Source organism: Amycolatopsis sp. lyj-346 (assembly GCF_046548975.1).
Lineage (GTDB): Bacteria > Actinomycetota > Actinomycetes > Mycobacteriales > Pseudonocardiaceae > Amycolatopsis.
On sequence record NZ_JAJPWT010000001.1, the window covers coordinates 656,448 to 675,816 of the forward strand.

Sequence of the window (19,369 nt, forward strand, 5' to 3'; positions counted from 1 at the left end):
CGGCTCGCCCGCCCGTCAGGCACGGAGCAGGGGAAGCCAGTGGGACAGGTCGGCCCGGGTGCCCGACGCGGACACCCGGCCGTCGGCCACGGCCGTGGTCCAGTCCAGTCGCCCGGTGGCCAGCTCGAGCCACGTGCGCGGGTCGGTCTCGATCACGTTCGGCGGGGTGCCGCGGGTGTGCCGCGGGCCCGCCACGCACTGCACCGCGGCGAACGGCGGTACGCGCACCTCGACCGTCCGGCCCGGCGCGTCCGCCGCCAGTGCGCGCAGGCTGAGCCGGACCGCCGCGGCCAGTTCCGGGCGCGCCGGATCGGGCGCACCGCCCTGCAACCACGGGGAAATCGCCAGCACCGCCGCACGTAACTGTCCGGGGTCGACCGAACGCGAAGAGGCCATGGGCAAACAGTAGAGTGGCGCACCAAGACTTGGCAGGCACACCCGAGAACGTGGGGATGACGATGGCGCAGCGGGACGAGGCGGATCGGATGGTTTCGCAGCAGCCCACCGGAAGCGGAGCCGATCGCCCCGGCAGGCACGGCAAGCACAACCGGGCCGCCCGGCGCGGAGGGCAGCAGGCAAGGCGCACCGGCAAGCACGGCACGCCCGAGATCACCGCGGAGATGCGCGCGAACGCCCGCGCCAACCCGAACAGCTGGCTCTACGTCATCGACGAGGCCTTCGACCCGAACGGCCCGGTGCCGTCGTGGGCGGTCGTGGGCGCGTACCCGGTGAACGAGGCCGGCGACGTCGTCGCCGACTTCCACCCCAACGACCGCTACCGGCCCTCGCCCAAGGCCCTCGGCTTCCCGGACCCGGCGAACGACCTCGAGCACCTGCTGCAGCTCGTCCGCACCGAGCACCGCCCGCCGTCGGACCTGCCGAAGGCCGTCCTCGACGCGACGCTGTTCGTCTACGCGATGTCGCCGGTGCAGCGGACCGTCATCGGCTTCCACAACGCCGACGGCCGGGTCATGGTGCCCGCCTACACCCGCAAGTCGCTGGTGCCGCGCGAGTGGCCGCACGCGCGGGCGGTGCTCGGCCGGGACATCGTCGACCTGCTCGGCGGGCACCCGGTCGCGATCAACCCGCACGACCTCATCACGGCCGTCGTGCCGGCGGAGCACCTGCTGAAGGCCATCGCCGACGAGCGGCGCTGACCTGCGGGTCCCACCCCATCGAGTGATCATCGACTCGCCGATCCGGCGGCGGCGGTGCATCGTGAGGCTGAAGAAGTCTCACGAGATCGGTGGGGAGCACGAGGGTGAAACGACGTTCACTGCCCTTCGCCGCCGTCCTCGCGTCGGGCCTGCTCCTGGCCGGGCAGGCGCCGGCGAAGGCCGTCGATGTCCGCGGCGGCGCGGAGGACCACTACGCGGGTTCGCAGATCGCCAAGGTCGAGGGCGTCGGCGAGGCACCCGACGTGCTGTACGGAGACGACAGCCGGCAGCTCGGGCACGACGTCAGCGGGCACCAGGGCCCGGTCGACTGGCGGGGTGCGGCTGGGTCGGGCGCCAAGTTCGTCTACGTCAAGGCGACCGAGGGCACCGGCTTCGTGAACCCGCAGTTCGCGCAGCAGTACAACGGTTCGTACCAGGCCGGCCTGATCCGCGGCGCCTACCACTTCGCGCGGCCGGACATCTCCGACGGCGCGTCGCAGGCGCGGTACTTCCTCGCCCACGGCGGCGGCTGGTCCAAGGACGGCAAGACCCTGCCCGGCGCGCTCGACGCGGAGTACAACCCGTACGGCGAAACGTGTTACGGCAAGGACGCCGCCGGCATGGTCGCCTGGATCCGCGCCTTCTCCGACACCTACCGGGCGGCGACCGGCCGGTTCCCGACGATCTACACGTCGACGAGCTGGTGGAAGCGGTGCACCGCGAACAACGGCGGTTTCGGTGCCAACCCGCTCTGGCTCGCGCGCTACAACACCGCCATCGGCGAGCTGCCGTCCGGCTGGGGCACCCACACGATCTGGCAGTTCGCCGACCGCGGCACCCTGCCCGGTGACCAGAACTGGTTCAACGGCCCGGCGGACCGGCTGCTCGCGCTGGCGCTGGGCTGATCGGCCCCACTGTCCAATAATAGGTGTTAACTCGCCACCAATTAACGATCTTCTTCCCGGGAAAATCACCCACACGTATACCCAATTTCACGGAACTGAGTGACAAACGCCACTTCGTCCTCAACAATCGTGCTCGGGCGGCTACCTGCAGTAAGCCGCTCATCGCGAGGGTATCTGTGAAGGGATCCAACGATGTCCACCTCCCGAAGAGGGCGGCTGTTCGCTGCCCTGGTCGTCCCGGCCACGCTGCTCCTGCTCGGCAGCACGGCCCAGGCGGCAACCATGTCCCCCGAAGTCGACCCCGTGGCCGCGATCAACGCGGACATCGCACAGCACAACCACGAACTGGGGTCGCAGATCCGGCGCGTCGAAGGCGACAAGTCGACCCCGGACTCCCAGAAGGCGGCGCAGCAGCCGCAGCCCGGCCAGGCCATCCCCGGCCAGGTGCTGGCCACGGTGGCCGGCATGGACGTCGCCAGCTACCAGGGCAACGTCGACTGGGCGTACTGGTGGAACCAAGGTAAGCGGTTCGTCTGGACCAAGGCCACGGAGAGCACCAGCTACACCAACCCGTACTTCGCCCAGCAGTACAACGGCTCCTACAACCAGGGCTTCATCCGCGGCGCCTACCACTTCGCCACGCCGAACACCTCGAGCGGCGCGGCGCAGGCGCGGTACTTCGTCGCCCACGGGGGCGGCTGGTCCAAGGACGGCAAGACGCTGCCCGGAGCGCTGGACATGGAGTACAACCCGTACGGCGCGACCTGCTACGGGTTCAGCAAGGCCGGGATGACGTCGTGGATCCTCGACTTCCACGACACGTACCGCTCCCTGACCGGCCGCTACCCGGTGATCTACACGTCGACGAGCTGGTGGAGCAGCTGCGTGAGCGGTGACTTCTCCAGCACGGCCCCGCTGTGGGTCGCCCGGTACTCGTCGTCGGTCGGCACCCTGCCCTACAACTGGGGCTTCTACACCGTCTGGCAGTACACCTCGAGCCCGCTCGACCAGGACACCTTCAACGGTGCCTACGACCGGCTCCAGGCACTCGCCAACGGCTGATCCACCCCGGCCCGGCTCCCGGATCGTGACGGGTTCGCGTCGCCACGACCGGGAGCCGGTTTCATGCCGTACCGTCCGAGCTTGCAGAATGCTGCAGCCACGTCCTGGGGGAACCGCACGCGTCCACCGGACGTCGGAAGCGCACGAACCCCCAGCGCCCGGAAGGCATGAAAGATGACCTACCCGCCTCAGCCGGGCCAGCCCGGTCAGCCCGACCCGTACGGCCAGCCCGATCCGTACGGCCAGCCACCGTCCGGCGGCTTCCAGCAGCAGGGCGGGTGGGACCCCAACCAGCAGCAGCAGCCGTACCCGACGCAGCAGTACCCGCAGGGCTGGGACCCGAACCAGCAGGGCTACCCGCCGGCGTCGGGCGGCTTCCCGGCCAACCCGCAGCCGGCGTGGGGCGACCCGTACGCGCAGCAACAGCAGCAGCAGGCGTGGGCGGACCCGAACGCGCAGCAGTACGGCCAGCAGGCCTGGGACCCGAACGCGGCCGGCCAGGTGTCCGGCTGGGACCCCGCGACCGGCGGCTACGCGCAGGGCTTCGGCGGGCCGCCCGCGCCGCCGAAGAAGAGCAAGACCGGGATGTGGATCGCCATCGGCGCCGCCGTGGTCGTCGTGCTGGCCCTGGTGGGCATCACGGGCTTCGTCGCACCGGGGTTCTTCCTGTCGAAGGAGGACACCAACACGGCCGCGCCCCCGTCGTCGAGCACGTCCGCCAAGCCGTCCACGTCGAAGCCGACGTCCAAGAAGCCGACGACGTCGGCCACGAAGCCGCCGTCCGGCAGCGAAGGCGGCAGCTCGGACGCCAAGGCCGTGCTGCAGGGCTTCATCGACAAGCTGAACGCGGGCGACAACGCCGGCGCCGTCGCCATGGGCTGCGCCGACTCGAAGGAGCTGCTCAGCTCCTGGCTCGAGACGTTCCTCAAGCCGCCGCTGCAGCTGCAGCTCGGCGACGTGCCCACCGACAAGTACCTGGTCGAGGGCGAGGTCACCGGAACGTCCGCCGGCAAGCCGGTCAAGGGCACGCTGAGCGCCACGAACTTCGACAAAAAGGGCTTCTGCGTCAGCACCATGCTGGTGTCCTGAGCCGGTGAAGCTGTGGCGATCGCCGCTGGCGTGGACGTTCCTCGCGTCGGTGGCGCTGCTGCTCGGGGTCGGCGGCTGGCTGCTGTCCGACCCCGCCACCAGCCGCAGTGACGCGCTGAAGACGGGCGGCCTGGCCGGCGGCGCGATCGTGGCGCTGTACGCCCTGTGGCTGAACGACCGGCGGCGCCGGGTCGAGGAACGCCGCCAGGACATCGAGCGGCAGCGGCACGAACTCGAGGCGCAGCGCGCGGAACAGGACCGCGAGCGGGTCGCCGACGAGCGGTTCGCCAAGGCGGTCGAGCTGCTCGGGCACGCGGCCGACCAGGTGCGTGTGGGGGCGCTGCACGCGCTGGCGGGGCTGGCGCGGAGCAGGCCGGACTACACGCAGACGGTGCTGGACGTGCTGTGCTCGTACCTCCGGCGGCCGTTCGCGCACCCGCGGTACGGACCCGGCCTGGATCGCCACGTGCGCAGCGACACCCGAGGCGATCCCGAGCAAGAGCAGGAACTCCAGGTGCGCCTGACCGCACAGCGGCTGCTCAAGGACCTGCTTCCGGCCACCGACCTGCCGGACGCTCCGGACTACTACCTCGATCTCACCGGCGCTGTCCTCGAATACCTCGACCTCGGCGGGCGCCGGGTCGGCGGGATGCTGCTGCGGTACGCAGCTCTGCACAGCAGCACGAACTTCAACGGATGCCGGTTCACCGGCCGCGTGTACTTCACCGCCGCAGGCACCGGCGACGGCCGGTTGATCGGCAACTTCCGTTGCCGCGGAGCGGTGTTCGAAAGCCACGCTTGGTTCAGTGGAACCCACTTCGCCGAGCTCGCCGACTTCTCCGAGACCACGTTCGCCGGTCCGACCACGTTCAAAGACGCGGAGTTCGCCGGCGATGCGGTCTTCACCGGGGTGAAGGCCACCGGCTCGCTGGATCTGCGGCGGACCCGGTTCGGCGGCCAGACCGACCTGCGCTTCGCCGCATTGCCGGAGGTGGTTTCGCTGTACAACACCCTGGTCCAGACCGCAAAGGAAGTGCGGCTGCCCGAAGCGTGGGACCACGAGGAGCTGCGCGACGGGGAGGCGCGGATCGTCGCCAAGGCGGGCTGAGCAGCTCCCGTTTCCACGCCCGGCCTGGCGCGCGGTGTGACCGGCTGGGGCCTTCGGTCGCGCCGAAGGCCCCGGGCCAGGTCAGTCGAACAGGGCGGGAAGGGTGCGCTCCCAGGCTTCGCGCAGCTCGTCGAGCGTGAACTCCGTGATGCCCTGCAGTTCCAGTGCGCCCGACTCCGGGTCGACCACACCGGTCTTGCGCCACGGGAGGCCGCGCGCGGTGCACATCTCCGTGAAGCGGAGTTCTTCCGTGCGCGGGACCGCCACCAGCACGCGGCCCGAGGACTCGGAGAACAGCTGCACGAACGGGTCCTGGCCGTCGTCGAGGAACACGCGGGCGCCGCACTGTCCGATGAGGACGGTCTCGACCAGCGTCTGGATCAGGCCGCCGTCCGACAGGTCGTGGGCCGCCGAGATCATGCCGTCGCGGGACCCCGCCACCAGGATCTCGCCCAGCAGCTTCTCGCGGGCCAGGTCCACGCGCGGGGGCACGCCGCCGAGGTGGCCGTGCAGCTCGCGGGCCCACGCCGAGCCGTCCAGCTCGTCGTGCGTCTCGCCCAGCAGCAGCAGCGTTTCGCCCGCCTCCGCGCCGACGCCGGTCGGGATGCGGCGGGTGACGTCGTCGATCACGCCGAGGACGCCGATCACCGGGGTCGGCAGGATCGCCGCGTCACCGGTCTGGTTGAAGAAGCTTACGTTGCCGCCCGTCACCGGGATGCCGAGCTCGACGCAGCCGTCCGCCAGGCCGTGCACCGCCTGCTCGAACTGCCACATCACGCCCGGGTCGGTGGGGGCGCCGAAGTTCAGGCAGTCGGACACCGCGACCGGCGTCGCGCCGCCCGTGGCCACGTTGCGGTACGCCTCCGCCAGCGCCAGCTGCGCGCCGCGGTACGGGTCCAGGTAGACGAACTTGCTGTTGCAGTCGGTCGCCACCGAGACGCCGCGGCCGGACGACTCGTCGATCCGGATCATGCCGGAGTCCGACGGCTGGGCCAGCACGGAATTGCCGCGCACGTACCGGTCGTACTGCGACGTCACCCATTCCTTCGACGCCTGGTTCGGCGAGGAGATCAGCTTGAGGACCTCCGCGCGCAGTTCGTCCGGAGTGGACGGACGAGGCAGCTTCGCCGACGTGTCCGCGATCAGGGCGTCCTGAGTGGACGGCCGCTCGATCGGCCGGTCGTACACCGGGCCCTGGTGGGCGACCGTGTGCGCCGGGACGTCGACGACGACCTCGTCGTGCCAGGTGATGACCAGGTGCTCGCCGTCGGTGACCTCGCCGATGTCGGTGGCGATGACGTCCCACTTGCGGCAGACCGCCATGAACGCCTCGACGTTCTCCGGCGCGACGACCGCGCACATGCGCTCCTGCGACTCGCTGGAGAGCACCTCGGCGGGGGTCATCCCGGTGGCGCGCAACGGAACCCGGTCGAGGTAGATGTGCATGCCGCCGTCGCCGGCCGCGGCGAGCTCCGACGTCGCGCAGGACAGCCCGGCGCCGCCGAGGTCCTGGATGCCGACGACGAGCTTCTGCGCGAACAGCTCGAGGCAGCACTCGATGAGCACCTTCTCGGTGAACGGGTCGCCGACCTGGACGCTCGGCAGCTTCTTGCGGCCGCCCGACGACTCGTCACCCGAAAAGGTGTCACTCGCCAGGACGGAAACGCCGCCGATGCCGTCGAGGCCGGTGCGTGCGCCGAACAGGATGATCTTGTTGCCGGTGCCGGACGCGAAGGCCAGGTGCAGGTCCTCGACGCGCATCGCGCCGACGCACAGCGCGTTGACCAGCGGGTTGCCCGAGTAGGACGGGTCGAACACCAGCTCGCCGCCGATGTTCGGCAGGCCGAGGCAGTTGCCGTAGCCGCCGACGCCGGCGACCACGCCGGGCAGCACGCGCTTGGTGTCCGGGGCGTCGGCCGGGCCGAAGCGCAGCGCGTCGGCGACCGCCAGCGGCCGCGCGCCCATCGCCATGATGTCGCGGACGATGCCGCCGACACCGGTGGCCGCGCCCTGGTACGGCTCCACATAGGACGGGTGGTTGTGGCTCTCCACCTTGAAGGTCACCGCCCAGCCCTCGCCGATGTCGACGACGCCCGCGTTCTCGCCGATGCCGGCCAGCATCTTGGCCTTCATCTCGTCGGTGGCGGTCTCCCCGAAGTAGCGCAGGTGCTTCTTCGACGACTTGTACGAGCAGTGCTCGCTCCACATGACCGAGTACATCGCCAGCTCGGCGTCGGTGGGCCGGCGGCCGAGGATCTCGCGGATGCGGGCGTACTCGTCGTCGGCGAGCCCGAGCTCGCGATACGGCTGGGTGTGGTCCGGGGTCGCCCCGGCGCGCTCGGTGGTGTCAACGGTGCTGGTCACGGTGTCCGTGTCAGGGTTCGCCACGGCCGTCAGGATACGGGGCGCTCCCGGCCACCCCGGACAGTGGGCCGCCCAACCCGGCCACCCCGCAGCCGGTGTGACCGAGCCGACATCGCCGCCCGGCCGGAGCGCCCCAATGTGGCCTTCGGTGCGTCCAACGCACCCAAGGTGGCCTTCGGTGCGTTGAACGCAACCAAGGCCACCTTGGGGCGCTCGGGCGCCTGGGGACAACTCGGGTGGGCGGGCACGCTTGTGGACAACCCGGGGGTGGCTCGGGTGCGCGGGCCGGAATTGTCGGTGGCCGCGAGTAGCGTTGAAACCGGGGGTCCCCCAAGAGCGGCGGTGCCCCGAAGTGCTTCCCGAAGGCGCCGCGGCCGCCGCCGCGAGGGCGGGGCCGCCGTAAATCGGTCGCCTTTGCCCGGGTGTCGGCTTACCGTCGAGAATCGTGCTTTCCGCCACGTATCCCTTTCCGCCGCTGCGGCTGCCCGCACGGCCGACCGCGAGCCGCTTCCTGCTCGCCGTGTTCCGGGCCCGGCTCGGCACGGTGCTCGGTGCGGCCGCGATCGGTGTCGTGTGGGCGCTTCCCGGTGCGCTGCTGCCGCTGGTCGTCGGCCAGGGCATCGGTGCCATCGGTGCGCACGACGGCGCCGCCGTCGCGCGCTGGGCGCTGGCCGCGGCCGCGCTCGGACTGGTGCAGACGGTCTTCGGGACCTGGCTGCACTTCCTCAACTACGGCCTGTGGCTGCACGGCGCGGGCACGACCCAGCGGACGGTGTCCGCCCACACCACGCGCGTCGGCGCCGGGCTGCGCGAGCAGACCACCACCGGCAACCTCGTCGCGGTTTCCACGACGGACATCAACCACATCGGCAACACCGTCGAGATGACCGGCCGCGCGTTCGGCTCGCTGCTGGCGTTCGTCGTGGTCGCGGTGTGGCTGGTCTCGACGTCGCCGCTGCTCGGCGTGGTCGCGCTGGTCGGCGTGCCGGTCGCGGTGCTCGGCATCGGGCCACTGCTCGCGCCGCTGCAGAAGCGCAAGGCGACGCAGCGCGAGAAGCGCGGGGACGTCAACGCGCTCGGCGCGGACATCGTGTCCGGCCTGCGGATCCTGCGCGGCATCGGCGGCGAGCGGCGGTTCTTCGCCCGCTTCCGCGAGACGAGCCAGCGGGTGCGGCTGGCCGGCGTCGAGGTCGGCAAGGCCGAGGCGTGGCTGGCCGCGGCGGAGATCGCGCTGCCCGGCCTGGTCACCGTGGTGATCACCTGGCTCGGCGCCCGGCTGGCCGTGGCCGGCTCGATCGACATCGGCCAGCTGGTGGCGTTCTACGGCGTTTCGGCCTTCCTCATCTGGCCGGTCAACGCCGCGACGGAGGCCGTCGGGTCGATCACGTCGGGCCTGGTCGCGTCGCGGAAGGTGGTCGCACTGCTGGCCATCCACCCGAAGCTGGCGGACCCGGAGACGCCGGTGCCGCTGCCCGAAGGACCGCTGGAGCTGGTGGACACCGAGTCCGGCGTCCGGGTCGCGCCCGGCCGCCTGACGGTCGTCGACTTCGGCGCCGACGGCGAAGCGGTGGCCGACCGGCTGGCGCGGTTCGCCGATCCGGCCGAGGGCGAAGAGGTGCTGGCCGGCGGGGTGCGGGCGGACCACGTCGCGCTCGCGGAGCTGCGGCGGCGGATCGTCTACGCGCACAACCAGGACATCTGGTTCTCGGGCGTGCTGCGCGAGCAGCTCGCGCCGGCGCGGCCGAGCGGCGTCAGCATCACCGAAGCGCTGTACGCGGCCGACGCCGACGACATCGTCGAGGCGCTGCCCAACGGCGTCGACGAGGTGATCGGCGAGCGCGGCCGCGAGGTGTCCGGCGGTCAGCGGCAGCGGCTGAACCTGGCCCGCGCGCTGGCGACCGACGCCGAAGTCCTGGTGCTCGACGAGCCGACGTCGGCGGTGGACGCGCACACGGAGGCCCGCATCACCGAACGCGTCGCCGCGCTGCGACGCGGCCGGACGACGGTGGTGTTCAGCCAGAGTCCCTTGTGGGCACACGTAGCGGACGAAGTCTTCACGGTGAAGGCGGTAACGGTATGAAACGGCTTCCCACGGCGACCCGGCGGGACGTCCGCCGCTGGGCCCTGCAGACGGCGAGGAACCACAAACGCGAGTTCGGCCTGCTGCTGGGCTCGATGGCCGTGGCCACGCTGATCGGCCTGGCCGGGCCGCAGCTGATCGGCTCGCTCGTCGACGACGTCGCGGCCGGCACCACGACCGGGCACGTCGACGTGCTGGCGGCGGCGTTCGTCGGCATCCTGCTGCTGCAGGCGGTGGCCGCCAAGATCGCGCGGATGCGCGGCGCGGTGTTCGGCGAGCTGGTGCTGGCCGAGACCCGCGAGGAGTTCGTCGGGACGGCGTTGCAGCTGCCGCTCGGCACGGTCGAGGCGGCGGGCACCGGCGACCTGCTCAGCCGGGCCACCACCGACCTCGGCCGGATCGACCACGCGGCGCGGTTCGCCGTGCCGCAGATCCTGGTCGCGGCGGTGACCGTGGTGTTCACGATCGTCGCGATGGTGCTGACGTCGCCGCTGCTGTCGCTGGGTCTGCTGGTCGCGCTGCCGCTGCTGGTCCCGGTGAACGTCTGGTACCAGCGGCGGATCCCGTCGGTCATGCAGTGGATGCTCGACCGGTGGGCCGACCTGACCACCAGCGTCCACGAAACGGCGGAGGGTGCGCGCACGACCGAGGCGCTCGGGCTGACCGAGCGGCGGATCGACGCCGCGTACCACGAGCTGGACCAGAGCATCTACGGCGAGCGTCGGATGCGGGCGCTGCAGCTGCGGTGGCTGCCGTCGCTGGAGATCAGCTACGTGCTGCCGCTGGCGGTGATGCTGCTGCTCGGGCTGCTCGCGTACACGCAGGGCTGGGCCGGGCTCGGCGTGATCACCACGATGCTGCTGTACGTGCAGGGGATGGCGGCCCCGCTGAACGAGGCGCTGTTCTGGCTGGAAGACCTCCAGGTCGCGGCGGCCGCGGCGCGCCGGATCCTCGGCGTCCGGTCGGTCGCGGTCGAGGAGGCGGAGAAGGTGGCAGACGTGCCGCGCGGGCGCGACATCGACGTCCACGACGTCCGGTTCAGCTACACCGCCGACCGCGAGGTGCTGCACGGCATCGATCTGCGGGTTCCGCGCGGCGAGCGGCTGGCGATCGTCGGGCCGTCGGGCGCGGGCAAGTCGACGCTCGGCCGGCTGCTGGCCGGCATCGCGGCGCCGTCGGCGGGCTCGGTGCGCATCGGCGGCCAAGACGTCTCGGCGCTGGCCGACGACGTGCTGCGCGGCGAGGTGCTGCTGCTGACCCAGGAGCACCACGTGTTCTCCGGGACGCTGCGGCAGAACCTGGCCCTGCCGGCCCGCCGCGCGGGCGGCGACTGGACGGACGAGGAGCTGACGGCGGCGCTGGCGTCGGCGGGTGCGTCGGACTGGGTCGCGACGCTCCCGTCCGGCTTGGACACGAAGCTGGGGCCGGGCGAGCACCCGGTGCCGGCGGCGATCGCGCAGCAGCTGGCGCTGGCCCGGGTGGTGCTGGCGGACCCGCACACGCTGGTGCTCGACGAGGCGACGTCGCTGCTGGACACGGGTTCGGCCCGGGACCTGGAGCGGTCGCTGAACAGCGTGCTGGCGGGCCGGACGGTGATCGCGATCGCCCACCGCCTGCACACGGCCGCGGCGGCCGACCGCGTCGCGGTGGTCGAGGGCGGCCGCATCACGGAGCTGGGCCCGCACGACGAGCTGCTCTCGGCGGGCGGCTCGTACGCCCGCCTGGTGGCGGCGGCCAGTTAGTCCGGAATGTCCGGAGCGATCGGCGTGTTGCTCCCCGGTGGATGACCATCTACCTGGGGAGTGACATGTCGTCGTTCGTGATGACCGCCGCGGAACGCGAAGAGTTCCTGAGCGGGGTGCACGTGGGAGTGCTGGCGGTGGAGCGCGCCGGCCGGGCACCGCTGGCGGTGCCGGTCTGGTACGACTACACACCGGGCGGCGAGCTGCTGATCTGGATGGATCGCGACTCGGTCAAGGACCGCTCGATCCGCGCGGCCGGCCGGCTGAGCCTGGTGGTGCAGGACGAGAACCCGCCGTACAAGTACGTGACGGCCGAGGGCCCGGTGGTGGCGAACGACGAGCCGCCGACACGCGAGCAGGCCCTGCGGATCGCGAAGCGCTACTGGCCGGAGGAGCAGGCCACGGCCTACGTCGACTCGGCTCTCGGAGAGCGGTCGGTGCTGGTCCGGGTCCGGCCGGAGAAGTGGCTGTCGAACGACCAGAGCAAGAGCTGACCGGCGCCGCACTCGGCACCACGACGACGTCCGGGGCTGTGGACAACTCACGTCCACAGCCCCGGAACCGTCGGTGTCCCCCGGTAGCATGGTTACCGGGGGGCGCGGCCCGCCCTCAGGCCTTGACCAGCGCGTCCACCGCGCTAAAGAACATGCCGAGCCCGTCGTCGGACGGCCCCGTCAGCGCGTCGATCGCGTGCTCCGGGTGCGGCATCAGCCCGACGACCCGGCCGTTCTCGCTGCGGATCCCGGCGATGTCGTTGCGCGAGCCGTTCGGGTTCCCGCCGACGTACCGGAACACCACGCGGCCCTCGCCCTCAAGCTCGTCCAAAGTGGACTGCTCGGCCACGTAGCAGCCGTCGATGTTCTTCATCGGGATGAGGATTTCCGCGCCGGTTTCGTACCGGCTGGTCCACGCCGTGCCGGTGTTCTCCACCCGCAGCCACTGGTCGCGGCAGATGAAGTGCAGGCCCTGGTTGCGGATCATCGCGCCCGGCAGCAGGCCGGCCTCGCACAGGATCTGGAACCCGTTGCAGATGCCGAGCACCGGCATGCCCGCGCGCGCCGCCTCGATCACCGGCGTCATGACCGGCGCGAACCGGGCGATCACGCCCGCGCGCAGGTAGTCGCCGTAGGAGAAACCACCCGGGACGACCACGGCGTCGACGTCACGCAGGTCTTCGTCGGCGTGCCACAGCGGCACGGCCTCGCCGCCGGCGTAGCGGACCGCGCGGGCCGCGTCGCCGTCGTCCAGCGTGCCCGGGAAGGTGATGACGCCGATGCGCGCGCTCACGCGTCCACCCGCTTGATCGTCCACTGCTCGATGACCGGGTTCGCGAGGAAGCCTTCGGCGATCTTCTCCAGCGTCGCGTCGTCGACCGTGTCGTCGACCTCGATCTCGAAGTGCTTGCCCTGGCGGATTTCGGTGATCCCGGTGAACCCCAGGCGGCCGGCGGCGCCGAGCGCGGCCTGTCCCTGCGGGTCGAGGATTTCGGGCTTCGGCATGACGTCGACGACAACTCGGGCCACGGCAGGCTGCTCCTTATTCACGCAGGTCGTGGGTACCCCGCGAGCATAGTTCACCCGCTCGACCCCCTGGCGGGGCCCACCGGCAAACCTAGACTGGCTCCCGGCGCGGCGCTGCGCCATGATGAGTCGTTGACACCTCGCCAACAGGAGGCATCGTGGCCGTCCAAGACTCCTACGACTACGTCATCGTCGGCGCCGGGAGCGCGGGCTGCGTCCTGGCGAACCGGCTGACCGAAGACCCGGCGGCGCAGGTCCTGCTCCTCGAAGCGGGTGCGGAGGACACGGCGGACGAGATCCACATCCCGGCCGCGTTCGCGTCGCTGTTCAAGACCAAGTGGGACTGGAACTACGAGACCGTCGAGCAGAAGCACACGGGCAAGACGTCGTACTGGCCGCGCGGGAAGATGCTCGGCGGCTGCTCGTCGATCAACGCGATGATCTACATCCGCGGCAACCGCGCCGACTACGACGGCTGGCGCGATTCCCACGGCGCCGAAGGCTGGGGCTGGGACGACGTCCTCCCGTACTTCAAGCGCGCCGAGGGCAACCAGCGGCTCGGCGGGCCACTGCACGGCACGGACGGTCCGCTGCACGTCGAAGACCGCCGGTTCACCCACGAGCTGTCGCACGCCTGGGTCGATTCGGCCGTCACGTGGGGGCTCAAGCGCACCGACGACTTCAACGGCGAAAGTCAGGAAGGCGCCGGCGTCTACCAGGTGACGTGCAAGCGGGGCCGCCGGTGGTCCACGGCGGACGCCTACCTGCGCCCGGCGCTCGAGCGGCCGAACCTGACGGTGAAGACGTGCGCGCCCGCCACCCGCGTCGTCTTCGAGGGCACCCGCGCGGTTGGCGTGTCCTATTTGGACAACGGCGTGGAGCGCACCGCGCACGCGTCGACCGAAGTCATCCTTTCAGGTGGTGCTGTCAACTCACCGCAGCTGCTCATGGTTTCGGGTGTCGGCCCGGCCGAGCACCTGCGCGAGCACGGCATCGACGTCGTCGCCGCACTGCCCGGCGTCGGTGAAAACCTCCACGACCACCCGGCGTGCGGGATCATCTGGTCCACTCGCGACACGACCGACCTGGTCGACGCGGCCACCCCGTTCGGCTTGGCGCGGTACCAGCTGACGCGGCGCGGCCCCTTGACGTCGAACATCGGCGAAGCGGGCGCGTTCTACCCGACCACGAACGGCCTGCCTGCCCCGGACATGCAGATCCACGTGGTGCCGTCGTTATTCTACGACAACGGGTTGCGCGAACCGACGGTCCCGGGGTTCACCTCGGCGGCGACGCTGGTGGACGTCGCGAGCCGCGGACGGCTGCGGTTGAAGTCGGCGAACCCGTTGTGGAAGCCGGAAATCGACCCGGCTTACTACGCGGAGCCGCGTGACATGGAGAGGATGATCGCGGGGCTGCGGGCCCTGATCGAGATCGGGCAGGCGGGGCCGCTGCGGCGGTTCCTGGACAAGCCGTACCTGCCGGCGCGGCACGACCTGAGCGATTCCGAGCTGGCCGAGCACATCCGGGAGAACACGCAGACGCTGTACCACCCGGTGGGGACTTGCGCGATCGGGTCCGTGGTGGACCCGCAGCTGCGGGTGCAGGGGGTGGCGGGGTTGCGGGTGGTGGACGCGTCCGTGATGCCGGTGGTGCCGCGGGGGAACACGAACGCGCCGACGATCATGGTGGCGGAGAAGGCGGCGGATCTGATCCGGGGGCAGTCGGCTTAGCTGAGGCTTGGCGGGCGGGCACGAAAGCGCGGCCCTCGGCCCCCGGTATCCAGTTTACCGGCGCGCACTGACAATTCCGGGCCGTCGCGGGGTTGTGGACTCCAGTAGTCCACAACCCCGGACACGGCTCAGCGCTTGCCGTGCAGGATGGTCACCAGCTTGGCGACCAGTGCGTCCGTTGATTCCTTGCGGCTGAACGACGTCAACGTCAACGGGGCCGTGAAGCGCTGGCGTGCGATCGCCTTGGTGCGGGCGAACTCACGCAGTCCCTCCGGTCCGTGGATCCGGCCGAAGCCCGAATCGCCCACGCCGCCGAAGGGAAGCGACGCGATTCCGGCGAACGACAGCGGTGCGTTGATCGCCGTCATGCCCGTGCGCAGCTTCTCCGCCAGCTCCACTCCGCGGGACTTCGAGAATACGGTCGAGCCCAGGCCGTACTTCGTGTTGTTCGCGCGCTCGACCGCTTCGTCCATGTCGCGGACCTTCGCGATCGTCACCGTCGGGCCGAACGTCTCCTCCTGCACCGCCTCGGCGTCCTCGGGAACGTCGACCAGCACCGTTGGCTGGGCGTAGCGGTCGCCGACCGCGCCCTCGCCGCCCAGGACCGCCTTGCCGCCGCGGGCCAGTGCGTCCTGGATGTGCCTCTTGATCACCGAAAGCTGCGAGGGCATCGTCACCGGGCCGTACTGCGCTGCCTCGTCCGAGCCCGCGCGGACGTCCTTCGACTTCTCGACCACCTTGGCCACGAACTCGTCGTGGACCTTCTCGTGGACGTACACCCGCTCGACGCCGATGCAGGTCTGGCCGGAGTTGGAGAACGCACCCCACACCGTGGCGTCCGCCGCGGCGTCGAGGTCGGCGTCCGCGTCGACCAGGACCGGGTCCTTGCCGCCCGCCTCGATGACCACCGGGGTGAGCGTCTCGGCCGCCGCGGCCATGATGCGCTTGCCCGTTGCCGTCGAGCCGGTGAAAGCGATCTTGTCGACACCCGCGCCGACCAGCGCCGCGCCCGTCTCGCCGAAGCCCGTGATCAGCTGCAGCACCGGCTGCTCCGGCACGATCTCGGCGAACGCGTCGACCAGCCACTTGCCGACGCCCGGCGTGTACTCACTCGGCTTGAACACCACCGCGTTGCCCGCCGCGAGGGCGTACGCGATCGAGCCGAGCGGGGTGAACACCGGGTAGTTCCACGGGCCGATCACGCCGACCACGCCCAGCGGCTGGTACTCCACCGTCGCCGCCTGGTTCGACATCAGCAGCCCGGCGGACCGCTTCTGCTTGCCGAGCACCTTGCGAGCGTGCTTGCCCGCCCACGCGATGTGCTCGATGGCCAGGACGCTCTCCAGCTGCGCGTCGGCGATCGGCTTGCCGGTCTCGTCGCGGACCACCTGGCACAGCTGCGGCAGCCGCCGGGTCAGCACGCCCTTCCAGCTCTTGAGCCGCTCGGCACGCCCGGCGAAGCCCAGGCTCGCCCACCACTCCGCCGCGACGCGCGCCCGTTCGACGGTCGCCTTGACGTCCTCCGCGGTGTGGATCGGGTAGGTTCCGACCACCTCGTCGGTCGCCGGGCTGAGCGAGTCGAAGGTTTCGCCGATCGTCGTCGTCGGCTTCGGCTGGACGGCAGTCATCGGCGTCTCCCGTGGGTCGAGGGTCAGCCCAGGTTACGACGGTACTGACACGGTGCCAATAGCTCGCGCGGGCTTCACCACCAGCATTCCACCGGCGATCGCCGCGGCAAAGGCACCGAACACCGGGGCGAGCCACAGCGGCAGCACGCCGACCGCCAGCGAGCCGAGCCCGAAGCCGCACGCCTGCACGGTGAAGCTCAGCGAGAACCCCGCTGACCTGCGGTTTTTCGGCAGCAGCCGCTGCAGGTTGACCGACGTCGCGGCCACCAGCGGCCCGGTGCACGCGCCGATCAACGCGATCGATCCGATCAGTCCCGGCCAGCCGAAGCCGGCGGCGAGCACGAGCCCGCCGGCGACGAACCCGCCGAGGAACAGCCGCGGGTCGCCGGTCTTGCCCCGCCACGCGTAGAGCGCGCTGCCCACGATGCTCGCGCCGCTCAGCACGGCGATCACCACGGGTGCCGCAGTCGCGGGTGCCCCGAGGCGCTGGACCAGGGGCAGCGGGGCCACCTCGATCGTCGAGAGCAGCAGCCCGACGGTGAACGCGCAGCACAGCCACGGCAGGTAGGTGGTGACGCGCGCCGGCGGGACGTCGTCGCCGGATTCCGCCCGATCGGGCTCACCCGCACGGCGCGGGACGAGCGCAGCGGCGGCCACGCACGCGACGGCCATGGCGGCGACCGGGACGAACGGGCCGGCGAGGTCGAGCAGCGCGACCAGCGCCGGGCCGCCGATCAGCACGCCTTCGAGGAGCATCGCGTCGACCGAGATCGCCCGCGGCAGCAGTGCGTCGTCGACCGTGTCGGCCAGGAGCGTCCGGAAGCCGCCGGACAACGCCCCCGCGGCGACGCCGGGCAGGAGCACCAGCCCGAGCAGCACGGCGTTCGGCGCGTGGTTCGCGGCCGCCGCGGCCAGTACGACGAAGCCGGCGGCGGTGAGCAGCAGCAGCGCGGGCAGGCCACGCGCCGGGCCGACGCGGTCCAGCAGCCGCCCGACCGGGACGGCACCGGCCATCTCGGCGACGACGAAGACCGACATCAGCACGCCACCCAGCCGGTAGGAACCAGTCGTGGCGGTGGTCAGCAGGGTGAACGCGAGCGGCGCCATGGTCGCCGGGAGCCGGGCGAGCTGGACGCCCGCCGACCAGCGCCAGTACGCGCGATGGGTGAACAACGACATGGCGTCACGCTCTCTCGGCAGGCGTCCACGGCATACTGATTCGGGTGGGAGCGAATCAGTCGTGATCGAGCTGGCCCTGACCGCGGCCGGGAGCCAACGCGTCCGCTTCGCGATTTCGCCGTTGGAGGAGGTCCTGGGCGCGGTCCAGACGCTGCTCGGCATCCGGCGCCACCCGGCGCACCTGCCGTGGCTTTCCGACGTGCCGGACGTGCCCGAGCTGACGGCGGTGCTGAGCGCACGGCACTACATCACCGAGTTCCTGAGCCCGCCGCCCGACGGTCCGGAGACGACCGCCGAAGCGCAGCTCGACGTGGTTCGCGCGACGCCGCCTTCGCAGGTCGCGCTGGAACTGGGCATGGTCGACGCGGACCTGTCCGGCCTGCCCGCCGACCCGGCGGCCGCGCGCGACCTGCTCGCCGGCCAGCTGGCGACGGTGTGGCAGGCGGTGCTGGCGCCGCAGTGGCCTCGCCTGCGCGAGCTGCTCGCGGCGGACATCGCGCACCGGACGCGGCAGCTGGGCTCGGGCGGCCTCGCGGCGATGCTGGCGGAGCTCCACCCCCGCGTCCGGCTGTCGGGAACGTCGGTGCTGGTCGACGTCCGGGCCCGGGAACGGCTGTCGATCGACTCGCGGGGGCTGCTGCTGATCCCGGCGGTGTTCGCATGGCCGAACGTCGGGGTGGTGACGGTGCCGCCGTGGCAGGTTTCGCTGCTGTACCCGGCTCGGGGCGTGGCTTCGCTGTGGACTTCGTCCGCCACGCCGCCGGAACCGCTGGCGGAAATCCTCGGCCGCACACGCGCGCTGTTGCTGACAGCCCTCGACCGCCCGGCGGCGACGACCGAACTGGCCCAGCGGCACGGACTCGCCCCGGCGACGGTTTCGGCGCACCTGACGGCGTTGCGCGGGGCCGGGCTGCTGGCTTCGGAGCGGCGCGGACACCGGGTGCTCTACCGGCGCACGGAGCTGGGCGACGCGTTGCTGACCGGCAAACTGTGACGATGAACAGAGCGGTGACTTGGGAAGGCTTCCACAACACCAGGGACCTCGGTGGCCTGCCGACGCGGTCGGGCCGCACGACCCGCCGCCGTGCGTTCTTCAGGGCCGCGGACCTCCGGTTCGTGACCGGCGCCGGATGGGCCCAAGCGCGGGAATCCGGCGTCCGGACCGTCATCGACCTGCGCAACTCGGACGAAATCCGGCCGACGACGGAAACCCCCACAGCGCTGGCGGGTTCCGCGCAGTTCGCCGCCGCGGCCGCACCGGCGGCACCGGCGGCACCGGCGGGCATCGACCGCGTCGAGGTTCCCCTCGACGACATCGACGACATCGAGTTCTGGCGGTACGTCAACCGCGAACGGCTGAACGGCACGCCGCTCTACTACCGCGTCTTCCTCGAACGGAAGGCCGAGCGCTGCGCCGCCGTCATCGAGGCGATCGCCCGGTCCGGCCCCGGCGGCGTCCTGTTCCACTGCGGTGCCGGGCGCGATCGGACCGGTCTCGTCGCACTCCTGCTGCTGGCCCTGGTGGACGTCGCCCCCGACACCATCGCCGCGGACTACGACCTGTCCGCCGAAGCCGTGAAACCACTGTTCGCCGCGATGGGCACCGAAGACCAGGGGCCGGTCATCGCGGCGCTCCTCGCGGAGCGGGGCACTACGACCGCGGCGGCCATCCGGGAGACGCTCGAAGGGTTGGACGTCAAGCAGTACCTCCTCGATGCGGGCGTCGACGGCCGGGACCTCGACGACATCCGGCACCGGCTGACGAACCAGGACTAGGCTGGGATCGACCACCAGTGAAGGAG

General features: G+C 71.4%; 17 protein-coding genes. 11 read left to right on the top strand and 6 right to left on the bottom strand.

Features of this window, described 5'->3' with window-relative positions; translation table 11 throughout:
- Positions 1-15: 15 nt before the first annotated feature.
- Positions 16-396 carry a sterol carrier family protein gene (locus ACLJQE_RS03260; RefSeq protein WP_410637409.1) on the bottom strand — a complete coding sequence of 127 codons (381 nt, stop codon included), beginning with the start codon at positions 394-396 and terminating at the stop codon, positions 16-18.
- Between the two features lie 56 nt (positions 397-452).
- Here ACLJQE_RS03260 and ACLJQE_RS03265 point away from each other — a divergent pair, with 56 nt between their 5' ends.
- From ACLJQE_RS03265 to ACLJQE_RS03285, 5 genes are all read left to right on the top strand, one after another.
- Positions 453-1,157 (top strand): type VII secretion system-associated protein, encoded by a 705-nt coding sequence (locus tag ACLJQE_RS03265; RefSeq protein WP_410638298.1) that lies wholly within the window; start codon positions 453-455, stop codon positions 1,155-1,157.
- Positions 1,158-1,261: 104 nt separating this feature from the next.
- Entirely contained in the window at positions 1,262-2,062 is an 801-nt protein-coding gene (locus ACLJQE_RS03270) for a lysozyme (RefSeq protein WP_410637410.1), read from the top strand.
- A gap of 192 nt (positions 2,063-2,254) precedes the next feature.
- Complete coding sequence (locus ACLJQE_RS03275) at positions 2,255-3,124, top strand: lysozyme (RefSeq protein ID WP_410637411.1); 870 nt, start codon at positions 2,255-2,257, stop codon at positions 3,122-3,124.
- A gap of 174 nt (positions 3,125-3,298) precedes the next feature.
- Positions 3,299-4,213: a hypothetical protein gene (locus ACLJQE_RS03280; protein ID WP_410637412.1), complete on the top strand. Its 915-nt coding sequence runs from the start codon at positions 3,299-3,301 to the stop codon at positions 4,211-4,213.
- Between the two features lie 4 nt (positions 4,214-4,217).
- Entirely contained in the window at positions 4,218-5,321 is a 1,104-nt protein-coding gene (locus ACLJQE_RS03285; protein WP_410637413.1) for a pentapeptide repeat-containing protein, read from the top strand.
- Between the two features lie 81 nt (positions 5,322-5,402).
- Here ACLJQE_RS03285 and purL read toward each other — a convergent pair whose 3' ends face one another.
- Complete coding sequence (gene purL, locus ACLJQE_RS03290; RefSeq protein ID WP_410637414.1) at positions 5,403-7,709, bottom strand: phosphoribosylformylglycinamidine synthase subunit PurL; 2,307 nt, start codon at positions 7,707-7,709, stop codon at positions 5,403-5,405.
- A 421-nt stretch (positions 7,710-8,130) separates the two neighbouring features.
- Here purL and ACLJQE_RS03295 point away from each other — a divergent pair, with 421 nt between their 5' ends.
- From ACLJQE_RS03295 to ACLJQE_RS03305, 3 genes are all read left to right on the top strand, one after another.
- Positions 8,131-9,765 carry an ABC transporter ATP-binding protein gene (locus tag ACLJQE_RS03295; RefSeq protein WP_410637415.1) on the top strand — a complete coding sequence of 545 codons (1,635 nt, stop codon included), beginning with the start codon at positions 8,131-8,133 and terminating at the stop codon, positions 9,763-9,765.
- On the top strand, positions 9,762-11,507 hold the full coding sequence (locus ACLJQE_RS03300) for an ABC transporter ATP-binding protein (RefSeq protein WP_410637416.1): 1,746 nt from the start codon (positions 9,762-9,764) through the stop codon (positions 11,505-11,507). Before ACLJQE_RS03295 ends, ACLJQE_RS03300 begins: the two co-directional genes overlap by 4 nt.
- A gap of 65 nt (positions 11,508-11,572) precedes the next feature.
- The gene (locus ACLJQE_RS03305) at positions 11,573-12,001 is read left to right on the top strand and encodes a pyridoxamine 5'-phosphate oxidase family protein (protein WP_410638299.1); all 429 of its coding nucleotides are present in this window, start codon (positions 11,573-11,575) and stop codon (positions 11,999-12,001) included.
- A gap of 115 nt (positions 12,002-12,116) precedes the next feature.
- On the opposite strand, the gene purQ is transcribed toward ACLJQE_RS03305, so the two are convergent.
- Positions 12,117-12,794, bottom strand: a complete 678-nt coding sequence (gene purQ / locus ACLJQE_RS03310) for a phosphoribosylformylglycinamidine synthase subunit PurQ (RefSeq protein WP_410637417.1) — start codon at positions 12,792-12,794, stop codon at positions 12,117-12,119.
- Positions 12,791-13,030, bottom strand: coding sequence for a phosphoribosylformylglycinamidine synthase subunit PurS (gene purS, locus ACLJQE_RS03315; protein WP_003056885.1), 240 nt, complete (start codon positions 13,028-13,030; stop codon positions 12,791-12,793). The genes purQ and purS overlap by 4 nt, the downstream gene beginning before the upstream one ends.
- 155 nt (positions 13,031-13,185) lie before the next feature.
- On the opposite strand from purS, the gene ACLJQE_RS03320 reads away from it, so the two are divergent.
- Positions 13,186-14,760 carry a GMC family oxidoreductase gene (locus ACLJQE_RS03320; protein WP_410637418.1) on the top strand — a complete coding sequence of 525 codons (1,575 nt, stop codon included), beginning with the start codon at positions 13,186-13,188 and terminating at the stop codon, positions 14,758-14,760.
- 128 nt (positions 14,761-14,888) lie between these two features.
- On the opposite strand, the gene ACLJQE_RS03325 is transcribed toward ACLJQE_RS03320, so the two are convergent.
- Both ACLJQE_RS03325 and ACLJQE_RS03330 read right to left on the bottom strand, forming a co-directional pair.
- The gene (locus tag ACLJQE_RS03325) at positions 14,889-16,388 is read right to left on the bottom strand and encodes an aldehyde dehydrogenase family protein (RefSeq protein WP_410637419.1); all 1,500 of its coding nucleotides are present in this window, start codon (positions 16,386-16,388) and stop codon (positions 14,889-14,891) included.
- Between the two features lie 33 nt (positions 16,389-16,421).
- On the bottom strand, positions 16,422-17,567 hold the full coding sequence (locus ACLJQE_RS03330; protein ID WP_410637420.1) for an MFS transporter: 1,146 nt from the start codon (positions 17,565-17,567) through the stop codon (positions 16,422-16,424).
- Positions 17,568-17,628: 61 nt separating this feature from the next.
- On the opposite strand from ACLJQE_RS03330, the gene ACLJQE_RS03335 reads away from it, so the two are divergent.
- Both ACLJQE_RS03335 and ACLJQE_RS03340 read left to right on the top strand, forming a co-directional pair.
- Entirely contained in the window at positions 17,629-18,561 is a 933-nt protein-coding gene (locus ACLJQE_RS03335; RefSeq protein WP_410637421.1) for a DUF5937 family protein, read from the top strand.
- Between the two features lie 2 nt (positions 18,562-18,563).
- Positions 18,564-19,343 carry a tyrosine-protein phosphatase gene (locus tag ACLJQE_RS03340; protein WP_410637422.1) on the top strand — a complete coding sequence of 260 codons (780 nt, stop codon included), beginning with the start codon at positions 18,564-18,566 and terminating at the stop codon, positions 19,341-19,343.
- Positions 19,344-19,369: the final 26 nt, after the last annotated feature.

Excerpts from the sequence above, each read along its gene's own strand:
- ACLJQE_RS03280 (WP_410637412.1), top strand. The coding sequence starts at position 3,299 with ATGACCTACCCGCCTCAGCCGGGCCAGCCCGGTCAGCCCGACCCGTAC.
- ACLJQE_RS03330 (WP_410637420.1), bottom strand. The coding sequence starts at position 17,567 with ATGTCGTTGTTCACCCATCGCGCGTACTGGCGCTGGTCGGCGGGCGTC.
- ACLJQE_RS03340 (WP_410637422.1), top strand. The coding sequence starts at position 18,564 with ATGAACAGAGCGGTGACTTGGGAAGGCTTCCACAACACCAGGGACCTC.
- ACLJQE_RS03265 (WP_410638298.1), top strand. The coding sequence starts at position 453 with ATGACGATGGCGCAGCGGGACGAGGCGGATCGGATGGTTTCGCAGCAG.
- ACLJQE_RS03305 (WP_410638299.1), top strand. The coding sequence starts at position 11,573 with ATGTCGTCGTTCGTGATGACCGCCGCGGAACGCGAAGAGTTCCTGAGC.
- ACLJQE_RS03325 (WP_410637419.1), bottom strand. The coding sequence starts at position 16,388 with ATGACTGCCGTCCAGCCGAAGCCGACGACGACGATCGGCGAAACCTTC.
- ACLJQE_RS03275 (WP_410637411.1), top strand. The coding sequence starts at position 2,255 with ATGTCCACCTCCCGAAGAGGGCGGCTGTTCGCTGCCCTGGTCGTCCCG.
- ACLJQE_RS03300 (WP_410637416.1), top strand. The coding sequence starts at position 9,762 with ATGAAACGGCTTCCCACGGCGACCCGGCGGGACGTCCGCCGCTGGGCC.
- ACLJQE_RS03260 (WP_410637409.1), bottom strand. The coding sequence starts at position 396 with ATGGCCTCTTCGCGTTCGGTCGACCCCGGACAGTTACGTGCGGCGGTG.